The sequence below is a fragment of the Acidobacteriota bacterium genome (assembly GCA_012517875.1).
GTDB lineage: Bacteria > Acidobacteriota > JAAYUB01 > JAAYUB01 > JAAYUB01 > JAAYUB01.
The window spans coordinates 1-20,274 of the sequence record JAAYUB010000148.1 but is presented as its reverse complement, the minus strand read 5'-3'; the positions used below and the strand labels follow the sequence as shown (position 1 = coordinate 20,274).

Annotated in this window: 22 protein-coding genes; 13 read left to right on the top strand and 9 right to left on the bottom strand. The window is 65.4% G+C overall.

Annotated elements, in window-relative coordinates:
• Positions 1-304: 304 nt before the first annotated feature.
• Complete coding sequence (locus GX414_14960) at positions 305-1,129, bottom strand: hypothetical protein (protein NLI48401.1); 825 nt, start codon at positions 1,127-1,129, stop codon at positions 305-307.
• A gap of 148 nt (positions 1,130-1,277) precedes the next feature.
• On the opposite strand from GX414_14960, the gene GX414_14955 reads away from it, so the two are divergent.
• Together GX414_14955 and GX414_14950 are read left to right on the top strand one after the other, a co-directional pair.
• Complete coding sequence (locus GX414_14955) at positions 1,278-1,505, top strand: NifU family protein (GenBank protein ID NLI48400.1); 228 nt, start codon at positions 1,278-1,280, stop codon at positions 1,503-1,505.
• A gap of 41 nt (positions 1,506-1,546) precedes the next feature.
• Positions 1,547-2,317: a hypothetical protein gene (locus GX414_14950; GenBank protein NLI48399.1), complete on the top strand. Its 771-nt coding sequence runs from the start codon at positions 1,547-1,549 to the stop codon at positions 2,315-2,317.
• On the opposite strand, the gene GX414_14945 is transcribed toward GX414_14950, so the two are convergent.
• Entirely contained in the window at positions 2,202-3,479 is a 1,278-nt protein-coding gene (locus GX414_14945) for an aminotransferase class I/II-fold pyridoxal phosphate-dependent enzyme (protein ID NLI48398.1), read from the bottom strand. The genes GX414_14950 and GX414_14945 overlap by 116 nt on opposite strands.
• A gap of 188 nt (positions 3,480-3,667) precedes the next feature.
• Here GX414_14945 and GX414_14940 point away from each other — a divergent pair, with 188 nt between their 5' ends.
• From GX414_14940 to GX414_14920, 5 genes are all read left to right on the top strand, one after another.
• Positions 3,668-4,225: a sigma-70 family RNA polymerase sigma factor gene (locus GX414_14940; GenBank protein NLI48397.1), complete on the top strand. Its 558-nt coding sequence runs from the start codon at positions 3,668-3,670 to the stop codon at positions 4,223-4,225.
• Positions 4,222-4,872: a hypothetical protein gene (locus GX414_14935; GenBank protein ID NLI48396.1), complete on the top strand. Its 651-nt coding sequence runs from the start codon at positions 4,222-4,224 to the stop codon at positions 4,870-4,872. Before GX414_14940 ends, GX414_14935 begins: the two co-directional genes overlap by 4 nt.
• A gap of 179 nt (positions 4,873-5,051) precedes the next feature.
• Entirely contained in the window at positions 5,052-6,713 is a 1,662-nt protein-coding gene (locus GX414_14930) for a S1 RNA-binding domain-containing protein (GenBank protein NLI48395.1), read from the top strand.
• Between the two features lie 97 nt (positions 6,714-6,810).
• Complete coding sequence (locus GX414_14925; GenBank protein NLI48394.1) at positions 6,811-7,086, top strand: integration host factor subunit beta; 276 nt, start codon at positions 6,811-6,813, stop codon at positions 7,084-7,086.
• A 3-nt stretch (positions 7,087-7,089) separates the two neighbouring features.
• Entirely contained in the window at positions 7,090-7,575 is a 486-nt protein-coding gene (locus tag GX414_14920) for an HIT domain-containing protein (protein ID NLI48393.1), read from the top strand.
• A gap of 76 nt (positions 7,576-7,651) precedes the next feature.
• Here GX414_14920 and GX414_14915 read toward each other — a convergent pair whose 3' ends face one another.
• The gene (locus tag GX414_14915) at positions 7,652-8,320 is read right to left on the bottom strand and encodes a hypothetical protein (protein ID NLI48392.1); all 669 of its coding nucleotides are present in this window, start codon (positions 8,318-8,320) and stop codon (positions 7,652-7,654) included.
• Positions 8,321-8,477: 157 nt separating this feature from the next.
• Here GX414_14915 and GX414_14910 point away from each other — a divergent pair, with 157 nt between their 5' ends.
• From GX414_14910 to GX414_14890, 5 genes are all read left to right on the top strand, one after another.
• A complete protein-coding gene (locus tag GX414_14910; protein NLI48391.1) occupies positions 8,478-9,221 on the top strand; it encodes a metallophosphoesterase family protein in 744 nt (247 codons plus the stop codon).
• A 93-nt stretch (positions 9,222-9,314) separates the two neighbouring features.
• On the top strand, positions 9,315-9,713 hold the full coding sequence (rbfA, locus tag GX414_14905; protein ID NLI48390.1) for a 30S ribosome-binding factor RbfA: 399 nt from the start codon (positions 9,315-9,317) through the stop codon (positions 9,711-9,713).
• Entirely contained in the window at positions 9,706-10,419 is a 714-nt protein-coding gene (locus GX414_14900) for a hypothetical protein (protein ID NLI48389.1), read from the top strand. The genes rbfA and GX414_14900 overlap by 8 nt, the downstream gene beginning before the upstream one ends.
• A gap of 161 nt (positions 10,420-10,580) precedes the next feature.
• Positions 10,581-12,686, top strand: coding sequence for an oligopeptide transporter, OPT family (locus GX414_14895; GenBank protein ID NLI48388.1), 2,106 nt, complete (start codon positions 10,581-10,583; stop codon positions 12,684-12,686).
• Between the two features lie 149 nt (positions 12,687-12,835).
• Entirely contained in the window at positions 12,836-13,204 is a 369-nt protein-coding gene (locus tag GX414_14890) for a PqqD family protein (protein NLI48387.1), read from the top strand.
• A gap of 99 nt (positions 13,205-13,303) precedes the next feature.
• Here the strand turns inward: GX414_14890 and GX414_14885 are convergent, their stop codons facing one another.
• Entirely contained in the window at positions 13,304-14,293 is a 990-nt protein-coding gene (locus tag GX414_14885) for a ChbG/HpnK family deacetylase (GenBank protein ID NLI48386.1), read from the bottom strand.
• A gap of 309 nt (positions 14,294-14,602) precedes the next feature.
• Here GX414_14885 and GX414_14880 point away from each other — a divergent pair, with 309 nt between their 5' ends.
• Positions 14,603-17,344, top strand: coding sequence for a vitamin B12-dependent ribonucleotide reductase (locus GX414_14880; GenBank protein ID NLI48385.1), 2,742 nt, complete (start codon positions 14,603-14,605; stop codon positions 17,342-17,344).
• A 101-nt stretch (positions 17,345-17,445) separates the two neighbouring features.
• Here the strand turns inward: GX414_14880 and GX414_14875 are convergent, their stop codons facing one another.
• The 5 genes from GX414_14875 to ccsA all read right to left on the bottom strand — a co-directional run.
• Entirely contained in the window at positions 17,446-18,714 is a 1,269-nt protein-coding gene (locus GX414_14875; GenBank protein ID NLI48384.1) for a YeeE/YedE family protein, read from the bottom strand.
• A gap of 146 nt (positions 18,715-18,860) precedes the next feature.
• Positions 18,861-19,355 carry a hypothetical protein gene (locus GX414_14870; GenBank protein ID NLI48383.1) on the bottom strand — a complete coding sequence of 165 codons (495 nt, stop codon included), beginning with the start codon at positions 19,353-19,355 and terminating at the stop codon, positions 18,861-18,863.
• A 113-nt stretch (positions 19,356-19,468) separates the two neighbouring features.
• A complete protein-coding gene (locus tag GX414_14865; protein ID NLI48382.1) occupies positions 19,469-19,714 on the bottom strand; it encodes a hypothetical protein in 246 nt (81 codons plus the stop codon).
• Complete coding sequence (locus GX414_14860; protein NLI48381.1) at positions 19,714-19,857, bottom strand: CcmD family protein; 144 nt, start codon at positions 19,855-19,857, stop codon at positions 19,714-19,716. The genes GX414_14865 and GX414_14860 overlap by 1 nt, the downstream gene beginning before the upstream one ends.
• Before the next feature lie 3 nt (positions 19,858-19,860).
• The coding region (gene ccsA / locus GX414_14855; GenBank protein ID NLI48380.1) for a cytochrome c biogenesis protein CcsA at positions 19,861-20,274 on the bottom strand (414 nt) is incomplete at its 5' end.

Genomic DNA, 20,274 nt, shown 5'->3' with positions numbered 1-20,274 from the left:
GCGCCGGGCCGCGCGCACCCAAAGCCCGACGGCAGGAGGCTGCAACATGGACGCACACCGCGTGGTGATCTTCGGCAAGGACACCTGACCGTATACCGACGCCGCCCGGCGGGATTTCGCGGCGCAGGGTTACCACGTGATCTACCGGAACGTCTTCGACTCGGATGCGCACATGGCCGCAATGCTGCAGCGCAACGGCAACCGGCGCATCGTGCCGGTCATCGTCGAGGGCGATTCGGTCAAGGTGGGGTACGGGGGCACCTGAAGAGTTTGAGAGACGCGGCGGGTCCGCTGCGCACGGGGATTACCGGGCCAGGGTGATCACGCGGGCCTGGTAGTCGAACGACACTTTGAAATTCTGCAGCAGGTTCTGACCGAGCAGGTTGACCGTGCAGTTCTCCGCCACCGTCACGGGGAGGTTGCGGACTTCGAGGTCGCCCACCACCAGCCGGTCCACCATGCCGAGGTACACTCTCGTCATGCCGTTGCCCGTCTGGGCCATGGTCCAGGTGTCGAAGTCCACCGGGATGCCGGCGCGGCGGACGAGTTCGGGGGTCACGGTGGTCCAGCTCGCGCCCGTGTCGAAGCAGAAGGGGACGCCGTCCTGATCGTTGACCCGGGCATGGATCATCATCACGCCGGATTCGATGAAAAACGGCAACCGGAACGCGCCGACAGGGGCGGATGTCAGCCCGCCCGGACCGGCCGACGTGATCTCCTCGCGGCTCTTGTCTGCGTGGCGCTTGACCCATTTATCAAGCAGCTTCTGGACGTCTGCGTCGCTGAGGCTGCGCCGGGCCATGTCGCCGAGGACGGCACCGCCGGCGTCCGGCGTTGCCGCAGCCGCGGCATCCCGGCGCCGGGCGGCCGCCTCCGCCTCAGCCTGGGCTTTGAGGGCGCGCTCCGCCTCCTGTTCGGCGTTGGCCTGTCGCGTCGCCTCGACATCGATGTACCGGACCGGGACGGTAGCCGTCATCCCCTTGATGCTGTACGAGACGGTCTGGTCGCCGATCTTGAGGTCCCGGACCTCCAGTCTGGAGCCGTTGCGGTACACGACCACGTCACCCAGACAGAACACCACGGCCCCGATCAGCAACCCGGCGATTTGGACGAAGTACGAACGACGCATCGCGCTCCTCACTCAGGCTCAACTATAATCCAGCCCGGCCCACCCGACAATCTTTTATATTGACTCGCCGGAGGGATTTGATTCTAATACTTTCGTGTTGCACGCGCGAGCCCCGCGGGCTGTTGCGCAGGATGCATGGAGATGCGGGATGGATGATTTCGATGCCCGGGTTCGAGCCGTCATCGAACAGGTGCGGCCGTTCCTGCAACGGGATGGAGGAGAAGTCGAGCTGGTGGCGATCATCGGCCGCTCGGCCAAGGTCCGCCTCACGGGGCACTGTGCCCATTGCGCCGGCGCCCGGATGACTCTCAAGTACGGCATCGAACGTCAACTGAAGGAACAGATCCCCGAATTCGAGTCACTCATCTCCATCTGAACCGCTGTCTGCTGCCTGAGATTCCAAGGGCGGGGAGACCGATGGCAAAAATTGACAAAAACGCGATCAAGGCTCTGGCCCGGGAGCACAACATCGCCTATTACTCGGCCAAGATGGTTCTCAAGGAAAAATGGACCATGGATTACGCCAAGAGCCTGGAGCGCCCCGTCTTCAACCTCGGGGTGCGCTGGCTGCTCTCGGCCAAGAAGAAAAAATACGTGATGGCCTTCCGCACGTTCGACAAGGGCGTGGTGCTGGGCAAGGTGCTCAAGGTCCGCAAGTACAACACCCTGATCCTGTGCCGCGGCCGGCTGCGCTATTTGGAGAAGATCGACACCGCTTTCATCTACAACTCCCGCATCCACCGGTTGCTGCCCGAGTACATCAAGCGCGACCCGTTCGTGTCGGACGTCAAGGAGAAGCCCGCCTACAAGCCGTCGGAGCGCAAACAGGCCGACCTCTCGGCAATCAAGGATCAGGAACCGGTCCGGATCACCCTGTACACCGGTGAAATCTTCGAGGGCGCCGTCAACTGGACGACGGAATTCGATTTTGAGTTGAAGCTGGACCGGTACGTGTCCATCCTGGTCCTGCGGCACGCGGTGGTGGATGCCATCCCCAAGGAAGATTTCCGCTACCGCCAGCCGGTCCGCGAGCGCCCCGAGAAGAAACCGTTCCGGCCGAACCACGGCGACTTCAACAAGGGTCCGCGTCCCCAGGGGCCCCGCCCACCCCAAGGTCCTCGGCCTGCCGGCCCCCGGCCCCAGGGGCCGCGGTTCGGTTTCGGTCCGACCGGTTTCGATCCTCGGTGAAGAAGCGCGCCAGCCGACGCCCCGCTTCCGCAATCGTCGCCTCGTCGCTGGACCCGAACGAAATCCGCAGATGGCCCTCACCCGACGCGCCGAACGCCGCGCCGGGGATCACCATCACCCCGGCTTCGCGCACCAACCGCGCCGCGAGCTGCCGCGACGGCTCCGGATGGCGGTAGGGCAGCATGGTGAACAGAGCGCCCGCCGGCTCCCGCCACGTCAGCGCCGGGATGTCGCAGACAGCCGCCGACAAGCGGCGCACGCGGCGGCCGAGTTCCCGGCAGTATGCGGCCGGATAGTCGGGACAGCGCCGCAGGCACTCCGCCGCCAGCGCCTGGCCGGCGACCGGCGCGCAGATCACCGTGGTGTCCTGCGCCTTCATCATCTGCTCCACCACCGGCGGCGGGGCGATGATATAGCCCACCCGCCAGCCGGTCAGTCCGAACAACTTCGAGAAACTGCCCAGGATGATCGTGTGCTCCCGCCCGCCTGCGAACGCGTACGGGTGGCCCGCCGGTTCCTCGCCGAACGCAATCAGGCTGTACACCTCGTCGTAGAACAGGGGGACGCCCCGCCGGACGCAGGCGGCCATCACGCCGCTCATGTCCTCGGCACCGAACACCGCGCCGGTGGGATTGTTCGGATTGACGCAGACAACGCCCGCCGCGCCGGCCGCCAGCCGCGGCGCCAAGCCATCCAGATCGAGGACGAAGCGGTCGCCCCGCACGGTCAGCGGCCATTCCACGCCGGTCATGCCGAGCAGCTGCAGCGCCATGAGGTGGTTGAAATAGTAGGGAGCCCCCAGCACCACCCGCTCCCCCGGCTGCACCAGGGCCAGCAGGGCCAGGACGAAACCGTGGTTGGCCCCGGCGGTGATGATGATCTCCCGCTCGGGGTCCAGCCGGACGCCCAGGCGGCGGCGGTAGTCGGCCGCCAGCGCCTCCCGCAGCTCAGGCAGACCCTGGTCGGGGCCGTAGCGGTGGAGCGCCGGATCCGCCAGCCGGTCTGCCAGCGCCGCGAGGCACGGGGCCGGCGGCATCATGTCGGGGATGCCCTGGCCCATGTTGATGAGGGGTTGCCCGGGTCGGTCATACTGCCGGGCGAGTGCGTAGATGTCCACGATGGGCGGTGCGATCGTGGCCTGAATCCATTCAGCGATCCGCATGAGGAGCGCACCTCCGGTTTGACGCTGCCCTATTTCACCATATCTCCCGCCAGATTCAAGTTTCCATTTGACGCCCGGTGTGATGAAATGAAGCTGCCGGCATCGGTACAACCATCCGTCTGCGTCCGCTCGTCTCAACAGATGTGATGCGCACGATCCCGGCGCTCAGCTCAAGCGTGAGTCTGGCGATGGAACACTTCTCGCGGCCCGTGCCCGACCGGTCCGAGGATCTGAACCTGGTGGACAGGATTGTCCGCGGCGAGGAGGGCGCCTTTGGCGAGCTGCTCGAGCGGTACGGCTCGCGGATCTTCAACCTGGCCCGGCGCATGAGCGGCAACCCGACCATCGCCGAAGATCTTACCCAGGAGGTGTTCCTGCTGCTGCTCCGCAAGATCCGGCAGTACGACGGGCGGGCCGCACTGTCCACTTGGATCTACCGTGTGGCCGTGAACCGGATCATCTCGGAGTTCCGCCGGCAGCCCCCGGCCTCCGAAGCGGCTGAGGGCGACATGGCCGCGCTGCGCATCGCCTCCGCGGCGCCGGCGCTGCAGCGTCGGCTGGACCTCGAGGCGGCCATCGGACGGCTGCCGCCCGGTTACCGGGCGGTGCTGCTGATGCACGATGTCGAGGGGCTCCGCCACCAAGAGATCGCCGAGATCCTGGACATCTCGGTGGGCACCTCCAAGTCCCAGCTGCACCACGCCCGGATGCAGATGCGCGACTTGCTGCAAGGAGAAGCGCCATGAGATCCGACGACCGCAACCCGTGCGCCGAGACGAAAGCGCGATTGTCCCATTGGCTGGACGGCGATTTGCCGCCGGAAGAGGCCGCCTCCGTCCAGGCGCATCTGGCGTCCTGCGCCCCCTGTGCAAACCTGGCAGCCGAGCTCGGCGCCCTGCGCGATGCACTGGCCCGGCTCCCCGCGGCGGAGTTTCCCCCCGGCTTGGCCGAGCGCATCCGGCGGCAGGCCGAGTCCGAGCGGCTGCTCCGCCGTGACCGCCGTCTGCGGCCAGGCCGTCCGGTCTGGGCCGCCGCCGCCGCGTTGATCCTGCTGGCTGCCGGACTGACGTGGCGCGCGCTGCCGCCGGACGCGGCCCCCGCACCGGGCCACGCCCAGCAGGCCATTGTCCAACCCCTGGCCGATGCCCGGCAGGAATACCAGTACGCCCTGGCCTTCCTCGAGGCCCAGGCTTCGGGGCTCCTGCCGCTGGCGCCGGCCGAACTCCGGCAACCCATCCAGTCGGAGATGGCCCAACTCGACCAGCTGATCGAGGATCGGGAACGGACCATCGCCGGCGGTCGCGCCACGCCGCAGACCTGGGAAACACTCCTGGACGTCTACCAGTGCAAGGTGGAATTGCTCGCGCTCTTCCTCAGCGCCGACGAGGGCTGACGGCATTTCCGGCTTGACAAGGCTCCGTTCGCTAACGTATAAGTGGGCGACTTCTTGTTCATGAGCTGTGCGGATGCCTTTATTAACCGTTCAACCCCAGCTGATTCTGCACGTCTTTTCCTCCCGGTATCTCCGTTCAGGCAACCGCGGCCAGACCACGCGCGGAGGCGCCTGCTGACATGCACCGCGAGCCCATCCCATGGGATCGGTCGGACAGTTCCAGCGACGGATTCGAAACCGAAGATTTCCAGTCGTTGCTGGACAGTTTCGAACAGGCACAGGCCGAACTGCGGCCCGGCAACCTCGTCAGCGGGTCCGTCCTGTCCGTCAAGGACAACTTCGTCTACGTCAACATTGATTACAAGTCCGAGGGCAAGATCCCCCTGGAGCAGATCCAGCACGAGCCGATCTTTGACACCATCGCTCCCGGACAGCTCATCGAGGCGGTGGTCGAGAGTACCGAGGATGCCGATGGCTATATCCTGCTGTCGTACGAGAAGGCCGGCCAGAACAAGATCTACGAGGACCTCGAGAAATGCTACCTCAATCGCCGGACGATCCGCGGCCGGGTGGTCGAGGTGGTGAAGGGCGGCCTGATGGTGGATGTGGGCGTCCGCGCCTTCCTGCCGGGGTCGCAGATCGACCTCCACCCGGTCCGGGACCTGTACCGGCTGGTGAACCAGGAGTTCGAGCTGGTGGTGCTCCAGTTCAACCGCCTGCGGCGCAACATCGTGGTGTCGCACCGGGCGCTGCTGGAGGATCGCCAGCAGCGCCTCCGCCAGGAGATTCTGGCCAAGTTGAGTCCCGGCCAGATTCTGGAGGGCACGGTCAAGAACATCACCGAGTACGGCGTGTTCCTCAACCTGGGCGGACTCGACGGGCTCCTGCACAAGACCGATATCTCCTGGGGCCGGGTGCATCACCCGGCGGACCATTTCCAGTTGGGCCAGCGGATTCGGGTCATGGTCCTCCATCACGACCCCGAAAGCAACAAGGTGAGTCTCGGCTACAAGCAGCTCGAGCCCGATCCGTGGAAAACGGCCGCCGAGCGCATCCCGCCGGGCACCGTGGTCACCGGGCGGGTGCAGAGCTACGCCCCGTACGGGCTGTTCGTGGAAGTGGAGCACGGCATCGAGGGGCTGCTCCACCGCAGCGAGATTTCCTGGAATCCCTTCGATTGCTCGTATCGCGAACGGTACCGGCCGGGCGATTGGGTCCGGCTCCAGATCCTCAGCCTCGACGTCCAGGCCCGTCGCCTCTCGCTGAGCATCAAGCGGATGCTGCCCAACCCGTGGGAACAGCTCCAGCCGCAATGCCAGCCCGGCGACTGCCTGGAGGTGCGCGTCTGCGCGGTGGACGGATACGGCCTTCTCGTGGAGGCGGCGCCCGATGTCGTCGGCCGGATCCACCGGTCGGACCTCAGCTGGATCCATCAGCCGCTCGATCCGGCTCGCGTCGTCGGTACCCGGCTCCAGGCCGTGGTGCTGGAGTTCAATCCGGCCGCCCAAAAGCTCATCCTCGGCCTCAAGCAACTCGAGGAAAACGTGTGGGAGAAGTTCTTCGATCGCCATCAGCCCGGCGACCTGGTACACGGCGTGGTGACGCGGATCGTGGATTTCGGCGCCTTTATCCGACTGAACGAGGGACTCGAAGGCCTCTGCCACATCAGCGAGTTTCCGGAAGGCTGCCCGCCCGAAGCCACCGCCCTCGCCCGGGTGGGCCAACCGGTCTGCGTGCGCCTCCTCAAGCTCAATCCCGCCGACCGCCGGATCAGCCTCAGCGCCCGCCAGATTCCCAGCGACGTCCCCGTCATGCCCATCCTGACCAGTCCCGTCTCATGAGCCCGCCGGCCCGCTCCGGCGATTTTCGTGTGGACAAAAACGCCGTTTTCTGTTAGGGTTATCCCACATCCCATTCTATATCCCTCGGGAGGTCTTCATGACTAAAGCGGAACTTGTCAACCGACTGGTCCAAAAATCCAGCCTCACCAAACACGATGCCAGCGTGGTAGTTCAGACCGTGCTGGACAGCATCATCAACTCCCTCCAGGACGGCGAGAAGGTGGAGCTGCGCGGCTTCGGCAGTTTCAAGATTCGGGTCCGCGGCCCCCGCAAGGGACGCAACCCCAAGACGGGCGAGACGGTCAACGTGCCCGGCAAAAAAATCCCTTATTTCAAACCCGGCAAGGAACTGCGGGATCTGATCAATTCGTGACGCATGGATTTTCTCTGGACCCCCTGGCGCTACGCCTACATCGCCGGATTACATCACAACACGGATGATGTATGCGTGTTCTGCCGCTTGGCCCGACTCCAGGCGGGCGAGGAGTACGTGCTGAGCCGGGGGGAATACTGCTACGTGGTGCTGAACCGCTTCCCCTACACCTCCGGTCACAGCATGGTCGTGCCGTATCGGCATTTCGCCGCCTTCCACGAAATGAGCCCGGCGGAGACGACGGAACTCATCGCCACGGCCCAGCGACTGCAGCGGGTCATCGCAACCACTTACGGACCGGAGGGGTTCAATATCGGCTGGAACCAGGGAAAGTGTGCGGGCGCCGGAGTCGCCGGACATCTTCACCTGCACCTGATCCCGCGGTGGGTGGGGGATTCGAACCTCGTGTCCACGATGGGCGAGACCCGCGTCCTCCCCGAAGACCTGGCCACCACCTTCGCTCGGCTCCAGGCCGCCCTGAACATCTGATCGCCCTGCCTGGCCGCCAACCGGCGGCCGGGCGCCTGAACACACCGTTTCCATATGAGACGGCCGCGGCCGCACGCTAGCGGTAGAACCGCGTGACCAGACCCTCCTTCAGACTGTCGGAGATGCACTTCCGCCCGAGCCAGATGCCGGTCACTCCCCGGGCCAGCACCGGATTCTTCAGCCGGCCCAGCTCGGTCTGGTTCTGGTGTGCGGTGATGGTGCCGTCGGCGGCGATGGTGATGACCAGCCGGTCGTTCTCCCTGGCCGTGTTCTTGAACCAGCCGATGAACCGGCGGGCGTCGGCCGCCACCTGCGGATTGCTCTTCATCTCCGGCAGGTTGTCCGCGATCCCTTCGCCGAACGCGTCCTGGATCTTGTCCGCCTCCACCTCCCGGACAAACTGGAGCTCGAACTGCCGAACGTAGGCGTCGCGCAGCAGGCTGTCGAAAAACGCGGGCGTTTCCTGCAGCCGATCAATGGTGGGCGCCTGCTTCTGCCAGCCGGGACGGACCTTCTGGCGATACGCCTCCTCGACATAGAAACCCAGCGCATACACCTTGATCACCAACTTGGTGCGGACACCGGTGCCCACGCAGGCGACTTCGATCTCCCCGGCGTCGGTGGCCACCCGGCGCGAGACCGGGAAACTCTTGCCGGTGGACGATTCGGTCACGGCGGCATCGGCGCCCCAAACCGCGACGGCGGTCAAGGCCAGCCACAGGCTGCTCAGCAGAATTCTCCTCATGCGACCCACTCCTTGCAAAGCGGTGCGAACGTGGCTCCATCATACTCATCCCCGCCCGGCTTGGCAACCGGCAGTCGCACGCGCCCGCCACCCGCCGGATACGGGGTTGGTGCCGGCCGGCGCCTGTGATATAGTGCGGCCGAGGCGGCTCACAACGATGCGCTATCTCATCTTGTCGGACATCCATAGCAACCTCGAGGCGCTGGCGGCCGTCCTGGCCCACGTGCCCGAGTACGACCATCTGCTGTTCCTGGGCGATCTCATCGGCTACGCCGCCACCCCGAACGAAGTGGTCCAGCGCGTCCGGCGGCTCAAGCCCACGGCCATCATCCGCGGCAATCACGACAAGGTGTGTTCCGGCGTGGAGAGCGGCGACAACTTCAACACCAACGCCCTGCTGAGCGCCATGTGGACGAAAGAGCAGCTCAACCCCCGCAGCCTGGAGTACGTCCGCTCCCTGCCCGCGGGGCCGCTGCGGGTGGATCCGCTGATCACCATCTGCCATGGCTCGCCCATGGATGAGGACTATTACATCCTCTACGAGAACGACGCCTACCTGAGCTTCCAGTGCTTCGACACCACCATCTGCCTGTTCGGACACACCCACGTGCCCGGCCTCTTCGTGCTGGAGGAACGCAACTCCTCGTTCTACTACTTCATCCCGCGCGACCGCTTCGAGGCCAAGCTCGACCTGAGCGGCCAGACCCGCTACCTGATCAACCCAGGCTCCGTCGGGCAGCCGCGGGATTACGACCCACGCGCCTCCTGCGTGGTCCTGGACACGGGCCGGGCCGTGATTACGTTCCTCAAGATCCCGTACGACATCGGCAAGACCGTCCGGCGGATCCAGCTTTCGAACCTGCCCGGGTTCCTGGCTGACCGGCTCCTGAGCGGGGTCTGATCCGGGACGAAACGGACTCGCCATGTTCATCTTTTTCCGGGGAAGGATCATCCATAGCTGTTTGCTGGAATTCTCCGCCGCAGGACTTCCATCATGACCGACCCATCGATCCGCATGGCCCGCATCTCCGAGCTCCTGTTCGAGGAACTGGAGGGCATCATTCCCTTCGAGATGGATGATCCGCGGCTGATCGGTTGCCGCGTCACCCGCATCCGGCTCGCGCCGGACCTGAACACCTGCCGCGTGTACGTGCTCAATGACGGTCCGCCGGAAGAGCGCCCCGACGTGCTGCACGCCCTGGAGCACGCCGCGCCCTTCATCCGCTCCCAGGCCGCGGCGAGCCTGGGGTTGAAGCACACGCCCAAATTCCTCTTCTTCTACGACGACGCCGAGGAGAAGGCGGAGCGCGTCGACGCCATCATCCGCGGTCTGGAACATCGACCGGACACGACCGCTGCCGGCCCGACCCCCGAGGACGCCTCCGATGAATAAACCCGTGAAACAGATCCTGTTGATCGTGGCCGGTCTGGCCGGCCTGGCCGTGCTGGCCGTGGGTGCGGCGCTTCTCTTTTTGCCGCGTCCGGCCGACCTGCTGGGGCCGATCCTGGACGCGCCCGATTTAACAGAACTGAAACCCCCGCCGCCCCGACGGGTGGAGAAAGTGGAGCAGCTCGCGCAGTCCCTGCGGGGCGCCGACGCGGCGCCTCCCGCCGCCGACGCGGCGGCTCCGTCCGCTGCGCCGAGCGCCGGCGAGACGACCTGGCGACTGACCGAACAGGAGATCAACGAGCAGCTCCAGTACGAGCTCCAGCGCCAGGACCTGCCGGCCCGTGGGCTGGAAAGCGCCGTGGCCCGCCTGACGCCGGATCGGGTGGATCTGGTCTGCCGCATCAACGGCCAGGCGGTCCACGACCACCTGCCCGCGGACAAGCGCGACGCGTTCCCCGACCTCCTGAAGACCACCGGGACGCTGCAGGTCCGTCTAACCCCCACCCGGGACATCATCAACCGGTGCTACGTCCAGATCGAGTCCATTCAGATGGGCCGGCTCCCTGTGCCGCCCGCCCTGGTGATTCCCTTTCTCCGGAAAAGCCTGCCCCGCGTCGAGTACGACCCCGACTACGGCTTCCGTCTTCCGGAGCGCTTGCAGCAGATCGAGATCGGCGACCGGACGGCAGTCGTCACCCTCAAATCGTAGGCTGCGGCCGCCTGCTTCGCCAAACCCGTTGCCGGGAATCCTCCGCCGGCGGGCGGTTCGGATGGTATCCGTCCGGAAATTCAATTGATCTTCGCGGGCGGTTGCATTACACTAGCCCAGTTTACTCATCCCGTTTCATCCACTCCACCAAGGAGAAGCGTATGGCCGATCAGAAGCACGTCCCCTACGTTCCTGTGACGACGGACATGAAGGAGTTCACCCTTCGCGCCATGGCCATCGGTTTGCCGCTGGCGGTGATCCTCGGCGCCGCCAACGCCTACCTCGGCCTCAAGGCCGGCATGACCATCGCTGCGACCTACCCGGCCGCCGTCATCGGCATGGCCCTGTTGAAGCTGTTCAAGGGCAGTATCCTCGAGGAGAACATCACCCGGACCGTCGGCTCCATCGGCGAGTCGGTCGCCGCCGGGGCCATCTTCACAATCCCGGCGTTCATGATCGCCGGGGTATGGACGGGGGATTTCATGACCCTGTCCCACTACCTCGAGGCCACCGCCATCATGCTGGTGGGTTGTTTCATCGGCATTCTGTTCGTGACCATCCTGCGGCGGGTCATGGTGGAAGACAAGGAGCTGCCGTTCCCCGAGTCGGTGGCCGCCTCCGAAATCCACAAGGCCGGCCGCGGTGCCAAGGGCGGCGGGGCCAAGTTCCTGTTCACCGCCATGGGCATCGGCGCCGCCATCCAGTTCTTCAAGGAGTTCAAACTGTTCGCCTCCAAGGGTGAGGCGTTTGTCGCCTTCAAGGACAAGCTGCTGGGCATCAACTCCGCCAGCAGCGCCCAGGCCGGCGGCGGTGCGCTCATCTCGACCCCCGGCGTGTCGCCGGCGTACATCGGCGTCGGCTACATCATCGGTCCGCAGCTGGCGGCCCTGAACTTCAGCGGCGGTCTGCTGGCCTGGGGCCTGTTCGTGCCGCTGCTGCTCTACTTCCTCGGCCCCGCCCTCTGGACCCAGGTGACCGACACCCTGGCCAAGAACCCGGAAGCGATCAAGGATCTGCTGGATCAAAAATACTGGAACGCCTTCCTGGCCGATCCCAACCCGGCGCACTGGGCGGAGCAGATCTGGATCGTCCTCGCCAACAGCGTCTGGTCCAAGATCGTCCGTCCCATCGCCATCGGCGGCATGCTCATGAGCGCCGCCTTCACCCTGTACCGCATGCGCAACAGCCTGGCCGCCGGTCTGGGGCGCGCTGTTCGCGACGTGCGCAAGGCCGCCACCGGCGGCACCGCCGAGGACCGGACCGAGAAGGACATGCCCTTCAAGTGGGTCTTCATCGGCATCATTCTCGCCTCGATCGCCACGTTTTTCATCTACTACTATTTCAGCGGCCATATCGGCGCGGCGTTGGTGGCCACCGTGGTCATGGTGATCGCCGGCTTTTTCTTCGCCGCGGTCTCCGGCTACCTCGTGGGACTCATCGGCTCCAGCAACAACCCGATCAGCGGCCTGACCCTCTCCACGCTTATCGTCGCCGCCCTGCTCATGGTGGCGCTGGGCGTGAGCGGTGAACCCGGCGTGGCTGCCGTGCTCGGCGTGGCCGCGGTGATCTGTGTCGCCGCCGCCGTGGCCGGCGAGATGCTGCAGGATCTGAAGGTGGGCCACATCCTGGGGGGCACCCCGTGGAAGATGCAGGTGGGCGATTTCTTCGGCGTGATCCTCTCCGCCGGCGTCATGTTCATCCCGCTGTGGATCCTCCACCAGGGCGACATTACCCGGGGCGGCACGGGCCTGGGTGGGGCCAACTATCCCGCGCCCCAGGCCAGCCTGATGGCCATCCTGTCACAGGGCATCGTGGGCGGCGACATGGCCTGGCCGCTCATCATCGTCGGCATCCTCATGGCCATCGGTTTCATCCTGCTGCGGGTCAAGAGCCCGATGCTGGTCTGCGTCGGCATGTATCTGCCGCTGGAGACCACATTCGCCATCTTCCTTGGTGGCCTGATCCGCGGGATCGCCGACAAGGTCGTCGCCCGCAAGAAGCTCAACGAAGCCCAGTCGGCGCGGGTGGAGAACACCGGCGTACTGCTCGCCTCCGGTCTGATCGCCGGCGAGGCGCTCATCGGCCTGTTCTTCGCCTTCCTGGCGGTTATGGAGATCAACGTACCCGCCATCTTCACGCAGTCCGGCTCCATGCTCCAGTTCCTCCCCACCCTGCTGGTGTTCTTGTTCGTGGGCTGGTACCTGGTGAAGGTCCCGGTGTCCAACGCCGGGAGCCCCGACGAGCCGGCACCGCCGCGGGCCATGTAGCCGCGGGGTGCCCTGCTGATCCGATCCGGGCGGGACACGGGTCCCGCCCGTTTTTTTTCGCCGGCCGGACGCCCATTCTCTTTGAGTTCCCGCCGGCTTTGTGGTGAAATGGGGCGTTGGTGAAATTTGCCGGAGACGGGCGAGACACGATGGCCAGAAAACGCGCGCAATCCGAACATAATCTCATGGAGCTGGTGCCGCTGCGGCGGCTGGGGCATATCAATCTGGAGGGGGAGCTGGTGGCCCTCGAGGTGCCGCGATTCAAGTCGGCATGGGCCCGAAGGCTGTTCCTGCCGCGGCGCCGCAAGCCCAACGTCCAGGTCAAGCTGGACGCCATCGGCTCCTTCGTCTGGGGCCGCTGCGACGGCAACCGGTCCGTGGGCCAGATCGCCGAGGATCTGGTGGAACGGTTCGGCGACGAAGTCCGGCCCGCCGCCGAGCGCCTCTCCGCGTTCATCCATCACCTGAAGCGCCAGGGATTCATCGACCTGCGCGCCCCCGACGGCCGTCTCGTCTGAAGCCGCGCCCGGCCGGGATCCGACGCCCGGCCCTCCGGTTCTCCATATCTGCGGGATATGTTCCTGCGGCTGCGGGCGAACGCGCCACACGGCCGGCGGTTACGCGCCCGGGTTCGCAAACGTGCGCAGGGTCACCCCGTGTCGCGCCAGGAGCGGCGGCAGCGCGCCGCACAGCAGGTCCAGCTCCACCTGCCGAGATTCCTTGAGCCGGGTCCGGCTGGCGCGCAGCGACTCATCCAGCATCCCGGGATGTGTCATCAGTTCGGCACACCCGCTCGTCAGCCCGGCGATGATCCGCTCCAGGTACCCGGCCGTCCAGAGCCCGGTTGCAGCCACACCGTAAAACCGGTTGGGCGTCCACAGGCCGGCCGCCGCCCGCCGCCAGCCCGGTTGCGCCAGCCGCACGGACCGACCGAACAGCCACTGCAGCAGCCGCCGGCGCCACGCGCCCGGCGGCGCCAGTCCAGGCGCCAGCGGATCGGCGTCGAACGGATTGCGCACGGCTCCGATGCCGCGACGGCGGCAGACGGCCGCCACCCGGCGCATCACGCCGGGGATCACGAACACGTGCTTGTGAGCATCCACATGGGTGGGCGTGATGCCGGCGTCGCGCACGCGGTCGAGCTGGGCTTCGATCTCGGTCTCAACGTCCGCCGGATCAATGCGGCCGGCAGCCCAGCGGCGGGCGAACGTTCCGAGATCCCGCCAGAGCCGCCCGTCCGCACTCAGCAGGGTCGGCACATCGGCCGGCACGGCCACCGGCGGCAGCCCGCCGGCCAGCACGAGGTGGACGCCGACGCCGAGCGCCGGCGCGGTGCGGGCCAGGGCCGCCGCTTCGACGAACGCCTCACCCGCCGCAATCAGCGTGGCGCTGGACAACCCGCCGGCCTCATGCGCCGCCAGGACGCCCCGGTTGACGCCGGTGTTGGCGCCGAAATCATCGGCGTTCACGATGAGCTGTTTCACCTGTGACCCTCGCAGCAGCGATGTGCCGCGACTCCCGATCGGGGCGACGTGGTTGCGGACCGCCTGCTGCGCCACACCCACCCGCACGACGGCCGGTGGCGGTCGGCACCGCTTGGTCCGCATGCTTGCCGTCCCGGCGGCTCCATAAAATAACAGTGGATTATAGTACAAATTCGGCGATCAATATGCATCAAAGCCTCGCCAGCCGGGGTTCCCGGCGGAGCGGTCCTCCCCGCAAGGGTTTGGCCGGATTGTGAAGAGCGTGTTAACGCTAAAGTACACGTAGCCCACGGGATACAATATATTGTGCCAGGAGCGTTTATATCTACAAAATATAGTACTTTTCGTTTGACATGCCCGGATACATGCGCCATAATTTGACCAATTGCGCTAAACCTACGGGCTACGCATGTTTCTGAAGGAGATTCAGGGATGGAACTCGATAAGCAAGTGGCTGTGGAACTTTCGGCTTCAAACACCCGACGACAGTCTAAACCAAAGAAAGGATTGACGTTCCGTCGATTTTTCACTCAAGAGAACCGCCATCCCTTTGATGAATTGGAATGGGAAACCCGCGATGCCCGCATCACCAACAGCAAGGGCGAGGTGATCTTCGAGCAGCCGGGCGTCGAGGTGCCCAGCGACTGGTCCATGACCGCGACCAACATCGTCGCCTCGAAGTATTTTCACGGCCAGTTGGGCACGCCCAGCCGCGAGTACAGCGTCAAGCAGCTCATCAGCCGGGTGGTGGAAACCATCACCGGCTGGGGCACCGAACTGGGCTACTTCCAGGAAGCGAGCGATGCCCGGGTGTTCGCCGACGAGTTGACCTACCTGCTCATCAACCAGAAGGTCGCCTTCAATTCGCCCGTCTGGTTCAACGTGGGCTGCGAGCCGAAACCCCAGTGTTCGGCCTGCTTCATCAACTCGGTCGAGGACACCATGGACTCGATCCTGGAGCTGGCCAAGACCGAAGGCCGGCTCTTCAAATTCGGATCGGGCACCGGCACGAACCTTTCGTCGCTCCGCTCCTCGCGGGAAAAGCTCGCCAGCGGCGGCTCCGCCTCAGGGCCGGTATCGTTCATGAAGGGGTACGATGCATTCGCCGGCGTGATCAAGTCCGGCGGCAAGACCCGCCGCGCGGCCAAGATGGTCATCCTGAACATCGACCATCCGGACATCGTCGATTTCATCCAGTGCAAGGTCAAGGAGGAGCGCAAGGCCCAGGCCCTGGTGCAAGCCGGCTATGAGGCGTCCATCGACGGCGAGGCGTACAGCTCCATCTTCTTTCAGAACGCCAACAACTCCGTCCGCGTGACCGACGATTTCATGCGCGCCGTGGAAAACAACGAACCCTGGCGGACGAAGGCTATCACCAGCGGCGAGGTCGTTCACGAATTCCAGGCCCGCGATCTGATGCGCCTCATCGCCGATTCGGCGCACGCCTGCGGCGATCCGGGCATCCAGTTCGACACCACCATCAACCGCTGGAACCCGTGCAAGAGCAGCGGCCGCATCAACGCCTCGAACCCGTGCAGCGAATACATGTTCCTCGACGACTCCGCCTGCAATCTGGCCAGCCTGAATCTGCTCCGCTTCGCCACGGAGGACGGGCAGTACGACGCCGTCAGCTTCCGCAAGGCCATCGAGGTGGTGTTCACCGCCCAGGAGATCATTGTCGACGCCGCCAGTTACCCGACGCCGAAGATCGACCGGAACTCCCACGAGTTCCGCCCCATCGGCCTCGGCTACGCCAACCTCGGCGCACTGCTCATGTACATGGGTCTCCCTTACGACAGCTATCAGGGACGGGACTTTGCGGCCACCATCACCGCGATCATGACCGGTCAGGCGTACCTCACCTCGGCCAAGATCGCCGAGCAGCTCGGCCCCTTCGCCCAGTATCCGAAGAACAAGACCTCGTTCCTCGAGGTCATGCACTACCACCGGGACGCTCTCAAGTACATCGACCCGCAGAACGTCTCGCCCGAACTGTACAAGCAGGCGCGCGAGGTCTGGAACCAGGTGATCCAGGAAGGCGAGCAGCACGGCTTCCGCAACGCGCAGGCCACGGTGCTCGCTCCCACCGGCACCATCGGCTTCATGATGGATTGCGACACCACCGGCATCGAGCCCGACCTGGCCCTCGTGAAGTACAAGCAGCTCGTCGGCGGCGGCGGCATCAAGATCGTCAACAGCACCGTCTCGGCCGCCCTCACGCGCCTCGGCTACCCCGACGAGAAGGTCCGCAAGATCCTCAACTATATCGAGGGGCACGGCACCATCGAAGGGTGCCCGCTCGTGAAAGAAGAGCACCTGGCCATCTTCGACTGCGCGCTGAAACCGGCGCAGGGCAACCGCACCATCCACCACATGGGCCACGTGCGGATGATGGCCGCCGTCCAGCCGTTCCTGTCGGGCGCCATCTCCAAGACGGTCAACATGCCCAACGAGTCCACGCCGGAGGACATCTCCCAGACCTACATGGAAGCCTGGAAGATGGGGCTTAAATCCATCGCCATCTATCGCGACGGCTCCAAGCAGATCCAGCCGCTGTCCACCACCGCCGACACCAAGCCGGCGGCCGAGGAGAAAGTGGTCTACCGGCCGGTCCGGAAGAAGCTCCCCGACGAGCGCCGGGCCATCACCCACAAGTTTGCCATCGGCGGCCACGAGGGTTACATCACGGTGGGCATGTACGAGGACGGCTCGCCGGGCGAGATCTTTGTGGTCATGGCCAAGGAGGGAAGCGTGATTTCCGGCGTCATGGACGGCTTCGCCACGGCCGTGTCCATGGCCCTGCAATACGGCGTGCCGCTCAAGGTCCTCGTCGAAAAGTTCACCCACACGCGGTTCGAGCCGTCCGGCTTCACCGGCAACCCGCACATCCCATACGCCAAGTCGCTGTTCGACTACATCTTCAAGTGGCTGGCGCTGAAATTCCTCCCGGAGGAAGAGCACCAGAAGCTGGGCATCATCCCCGTCGAGGAGCCCGCCGCCGCGCCGGCCGCCGAGCCGAAGAAGGCGGCCCGGACCGAGCCCGCCACTCAGAAGCCGCTGCTGCTGGAGCTGCAGCCCGACGCGCCCCCCTGCTTCCAGTGCGGTTCCATCATGGTCCGCAACGGCGCCTGCTACAAGTGCCCCAACTGCGGCGAGACCAGCGGCTGCTCCTGAGCCCCGCGTCCTGACCGATGGAACGATGTGCGGACGGCTCCCTTGGCGGGGAGCCGTTTCCATTGCCGGCACCCGTTGGACGGCGCGGAACGAGTCGCCTCTTATCGCCGGCGGAAGATTTTGCCCAGAGTCAGCGGGAGATCGGCGAGCGAGCCACCCATCAGATAGAAGTGGGTGGTCAGCCAGTTGCCGACGACCACCGCCAGGCCGAACATAACCAGGCCCACGCTCATCAGGGCCCATCCCGACAGGATGTTGCCCACCACGCAGCCGGATGCCAACGCCGCGCCGACGCCCACCAACAATCCCCCCACGATCGCCACGACCAGTTCCAGAGGTTCCCGGCCCTTCAACCGAACCGGACCCGCCAGACTGGCGCTGGCGTAAGCGCCGTATAGGGTGCCGAGCACCACCAGGATCAGCCACCAGGATACTTTCTTCACCGGCGGCTTGACCGGCGGCAGTTGTCCGACGGATTGCGGAGCCGGCTTGGCACCGGGATTGACGACGGGCCCGGGCGCCCCCCAGTCGTGGACGAGGTTGCGCTCGGTGATCACCTGATGCAGGTTGAGCACGCCATGCGTGACACCGATGGGGTACGACCGGCCAGCGGCGGCGGCGCTGACGGCCGCGAACAGGGCGACGACGCCGAGCGCAATCCCGGCCTGCCACGCCCGCCAGGGGCCGGTGAGAAAAACGCGAAACCCGCGGCGGCGCCCATCCGCTGACCGCCGCCGGCCCATCAGGCAAAAAACGCTGAGGGTCAGGCCGAACAGAATCAGGGCAAGCAACCAGTACGGAAACCCCGTCAGCGTGGACAGAGAAACAGCCTGACCGTCGGCCCCGCTGATGGAGAAGCGTTTCATCCACTGGGCGAATGGCGCCAACGGGCCTGTCTCCACCATGGCGATGCCGAAGGGCATGCAGATTAGCGCGGCGATCGAGTTCAAATTGCCTGCGCCCGCCTTGTACAGACACCCGCTGACGCACCCTCCGGCCAGGACGGTGCCGACGCCGAAAACCAGGCCGCCCGTCAGGTAGCTCATCCAGAGGAACGGTTTCGGCTGGATCGGCATCCAGCCGAGCTGGCCGGCCAGGGCGAACAGAACCATGGAACAGGCGATCGCCAACCAGATGCCGCCCAGCTTCCGGGCGTCCCGCAGCATCAGCACTTCGCTGAAGGCCGACGCCCCGCACAGGTCACCCTTCTGGAGCACAAAACCGAAGGCCAAGCCCGCCGGCAGGGCGGAAAGCGCCCACAGCCGGGTGCCCGCCGCCAACAGCAGGCCGGCGCATCCCAGAATTATCATGAGCACAAAGGGCGACCAGCGCGTCGATGTGCCGTTCGGCAAGGGCTTGGGTTCATTCATCGCTGCTCCTGTTCCGATCGTGCGGCTGCCGTGCGCGCTCGAGTTGAAGCGACGCTGAGTCGGGATTGGCTGGATCGCGCCGGACGCAACCCCCGGTAAAAGTGTTGCGTTCCCTGAAACTGGATGGAGCGATCAAGACGGCGCACTCAACTGGCGGAGGCTTCGTCCATGAAGCGGTCGAAATTCTCGTCGAGGACTTCACCGCATTTCTGGCTGATGAAGTCGGAACTGGTGAACACCCGCACCATGGTGATCATGGCGGCGCGCTGGGCGGCGGAGATGCCCAAACCCGATTTGGGGAAGTCCACCAGGGTGCTGAAAGCCTTGACGAGTTCGCCGTAGCTGTACAGGTAATCCATGGTGAACTGGTTGAGCACGGCGGTCAGGATGCGGATGAACGAAGGGTAGCGGTCGAACTCGACGATGGCGTTGAGGATCTCTTCCTTCGTGGGCAGATTGCGCGTCTTTTCCAGAAACTGGGTCTCGATGAGCTGCTGGATGCCCGGCTCGTGGCGCCGGCGGAAGAAGGTCAGGTAGACGATCACGATGAACAGCGCGCAGACGACGATGCCGGTGACGATCAGTTCGTTCATGTGTTGCGACAGGTAGCCGGAAAATGATTGCGTCAGCCAGTAGTTCATGATCCCAGTTCTGATCGTGGCGGTGTGGGTCGGGGTTTCGCAAAAACCCAATTAATATACATGCTCCGCCGGGCGTTGTCAAAAAAAATGCTCGGCGGGGGAGCGGGTCCGATTCAGTCGCCGCCGCGGCCGGACGGGGGCGGATCCGCCCAGCGGATGATCCCGTAGTCGCCCATGGTGCCGCGGCGCGCGTCCGCGTCCAGCTTGGCGCCGGGGTCCGCCGCCAAGTGGCGGTCGCGGTGGCGCGGCCAGCAGCCGGCATGGATCTTGTCCCCGCACGCTGGGCACAGGAGGAGCCGGACGCCCGCCGGAAATTTCTCCCCGCCGCATTCGCCGCAGCGGAAGCCGGCGATCCCCATCAGGCGTCCTCCCCGTCGCGGAGGGCCAGCCGGAGCGCTTCGAGCTCGCGGGCCAGCCGCCGCAGCCGGCCGTGCAGGCCGACGATGTAACCGAAGAGCAGCAGCAGGATGAAGCTGTAGGCCGCAAAGAGGTAGCCGTTCATCTGTCATTCCCTCTCGAGCAGAATCCGGCGCAGGCGCTGGGCCTCCAGCCGCGCCCACTCGATCCCGAGGCGCATCCGGAACAGCAGCGCGAACAGCAGGGTGAACGCCACGCACGAGGCGATCAGGGTATGGACCATCTCCGGCTCCAGGTTCATCCCCTGGCCGGAGACCACCACCGGGTGCATGCTGCGCCACCAGCGGATGGAGAAGAAGACGATGGGGATGTCCGCGAAGGCGACGACGGCGTAGACGGCGCTGAACTGGCGCATCCGGGGGCTCTCGGGCAGGCTGCCGCGCAGCACGAGATACACCAGGTACATGAGCCAGAGGATCAGCGACGAGGTCAGGCGCGGGTCCCACGTCCACCAGGTGTTCCAGACGGGCCGGGCCCACAGCGGCCCGGTCACCAGCACGAT

Bases quoted from the DNA above. Each gene is read 5' to 3' on its own strand.
- GX414_14960 (NLI48401.1), bottom strand. From the start codon at position 1,129: ATGCGTCGTTCGTACTTCGTCCAAATCGCCGGGTTGCTGATCGGGGCC.
- GX414_14955 (NLI48400.1), top strand. From the start codon at position 1,278: ATGGATGATTTCGATGCCCGGGTTCGAGCCGTCATCGAACAGGTGCGG.
- GX414_14950 (NLI48399.1), top strand. From the start codon at position 1,547: ATGGCAAAAATTGACAAAAACGCGATCAAGGCTCTGGCCCGGGAGCAC.
- GX414_14945 (NLI48398.1), bottom strand. From the start codon at position 3,479: ATGCGGATCGCTGAATGGATTCAGGCCACGATCGCACCGCCCATCGTG.
- GX414_14940 (NLI48397.1), top strand. From the start codon at position 3,668: ATGGAACACTTCTCGCGGCCCGTGCCCGACCGGTCCGAGGATCTGAAC.
- GX414_14935 (NLI48396.1), top strand. From the start codon at position 4,222: ATGAGATCCGACGACCGCAACCCGTGCGCCGAGACGAAAGCGCGATTG.
- GX414_14930 (NLI48395.1), top strand. From the start codon at position 5,052: ATGCACCGCGAGCCCATCCCATGGGATCGGTCGGACAGTTCCAGCGAC.
- GX414_14925 (NLI48394.1), top strand. From the start codon at position 6,811: ATGACTAAAGCGGAACTTGTCAACCGACTGGTCCAAAAATCCAGCCTC.
- GX414_14920 (NLI48393.1), top strand. From the start codon at position 7,090: ATGGATTTTCTCTGGACCCCCTGGCGCTACGCCTACATCGCCGGATTA.
- GX414_14915 (NLI48392.1), bottom strand. From the start codon at position 8,320: ATGAGGAGAATTCTGCTGAGCAGCCTGTGGCTGGCCTTGACCGCCGTC.
- GX414_14910 (NLI48391.1), top strand. From the start codon at position 8,478: ATGCGCTATCTCATCTTGTCGGACATCCATAGCAACCTCGAGGCGCTG.
- rbfA (NLI48390.1), top strand. From the start codon at position 9,315: ATGACCGACCCATCGATCCGCATGGCCCGCATCTCCGAGCTCCTGTTC.
- GX414_14900 (NLI48389.1), top strand. From the start codon at position 9,706: ATGAATAAACCCGTGAAACAGATCCTGTTGATCGTGGCCGGTCTGGCC.
- GX414_14895 (NLI48388.1), top strand. From the start codon at position 10,581: ATGGCCGATCAGAAGCACGTCCCCTACGTTCCTGTGACGACGGACATG.
- GX414_14890 (NLI48387.1), top strand. From the start codon at position 12,836: ATGGCCAGAAAACGCGCGCAATCCGAACATAATCTCATGGAGCTGGTG.
- GX414_14885 (NLI48386.1), bottom strand. From the start codon at position 14,293: ATGCGGACCAAGCGGTGCCGACCGCCACCGGCCGTCGTGCGGGTGGGT.
- GX414_14880 (NLI48385.1), top strand. From the start codon at position 14,603: ATGGAACTCGATAAGCAAGTGGCTGTGGAACTTTCGGCTTCAAACACC.
- GX414_14875 (NLI48384.1), bottom strand. From the start codon at position 18,714: ATGAATGAACCCAAGCCCTTGCCGAACGGCACATCGACGCGCTGGTCG.
- GX414_14870 (NLI48383.1), bottom strand. From the start codon at position 19,355: ATGAACTACTGGCTGACGCAATCATTTTCCGGCTACCTGTCGCAACAC.
- GX414_14865 (NLI48382.1), bottom strand. From the start codon at position 19,714: ATGGGGATCGCCGGCTTCCGCTGCGGCGAATGCGGCGGGGAGAAATTT.
- GX414_14860 (NLI48381.1), bottom strand. From the start codon at position 19,857: ATGAACGGCTACCTCTTTGCGGCCTACAGCTTCATCCTGCTGCTGCTC.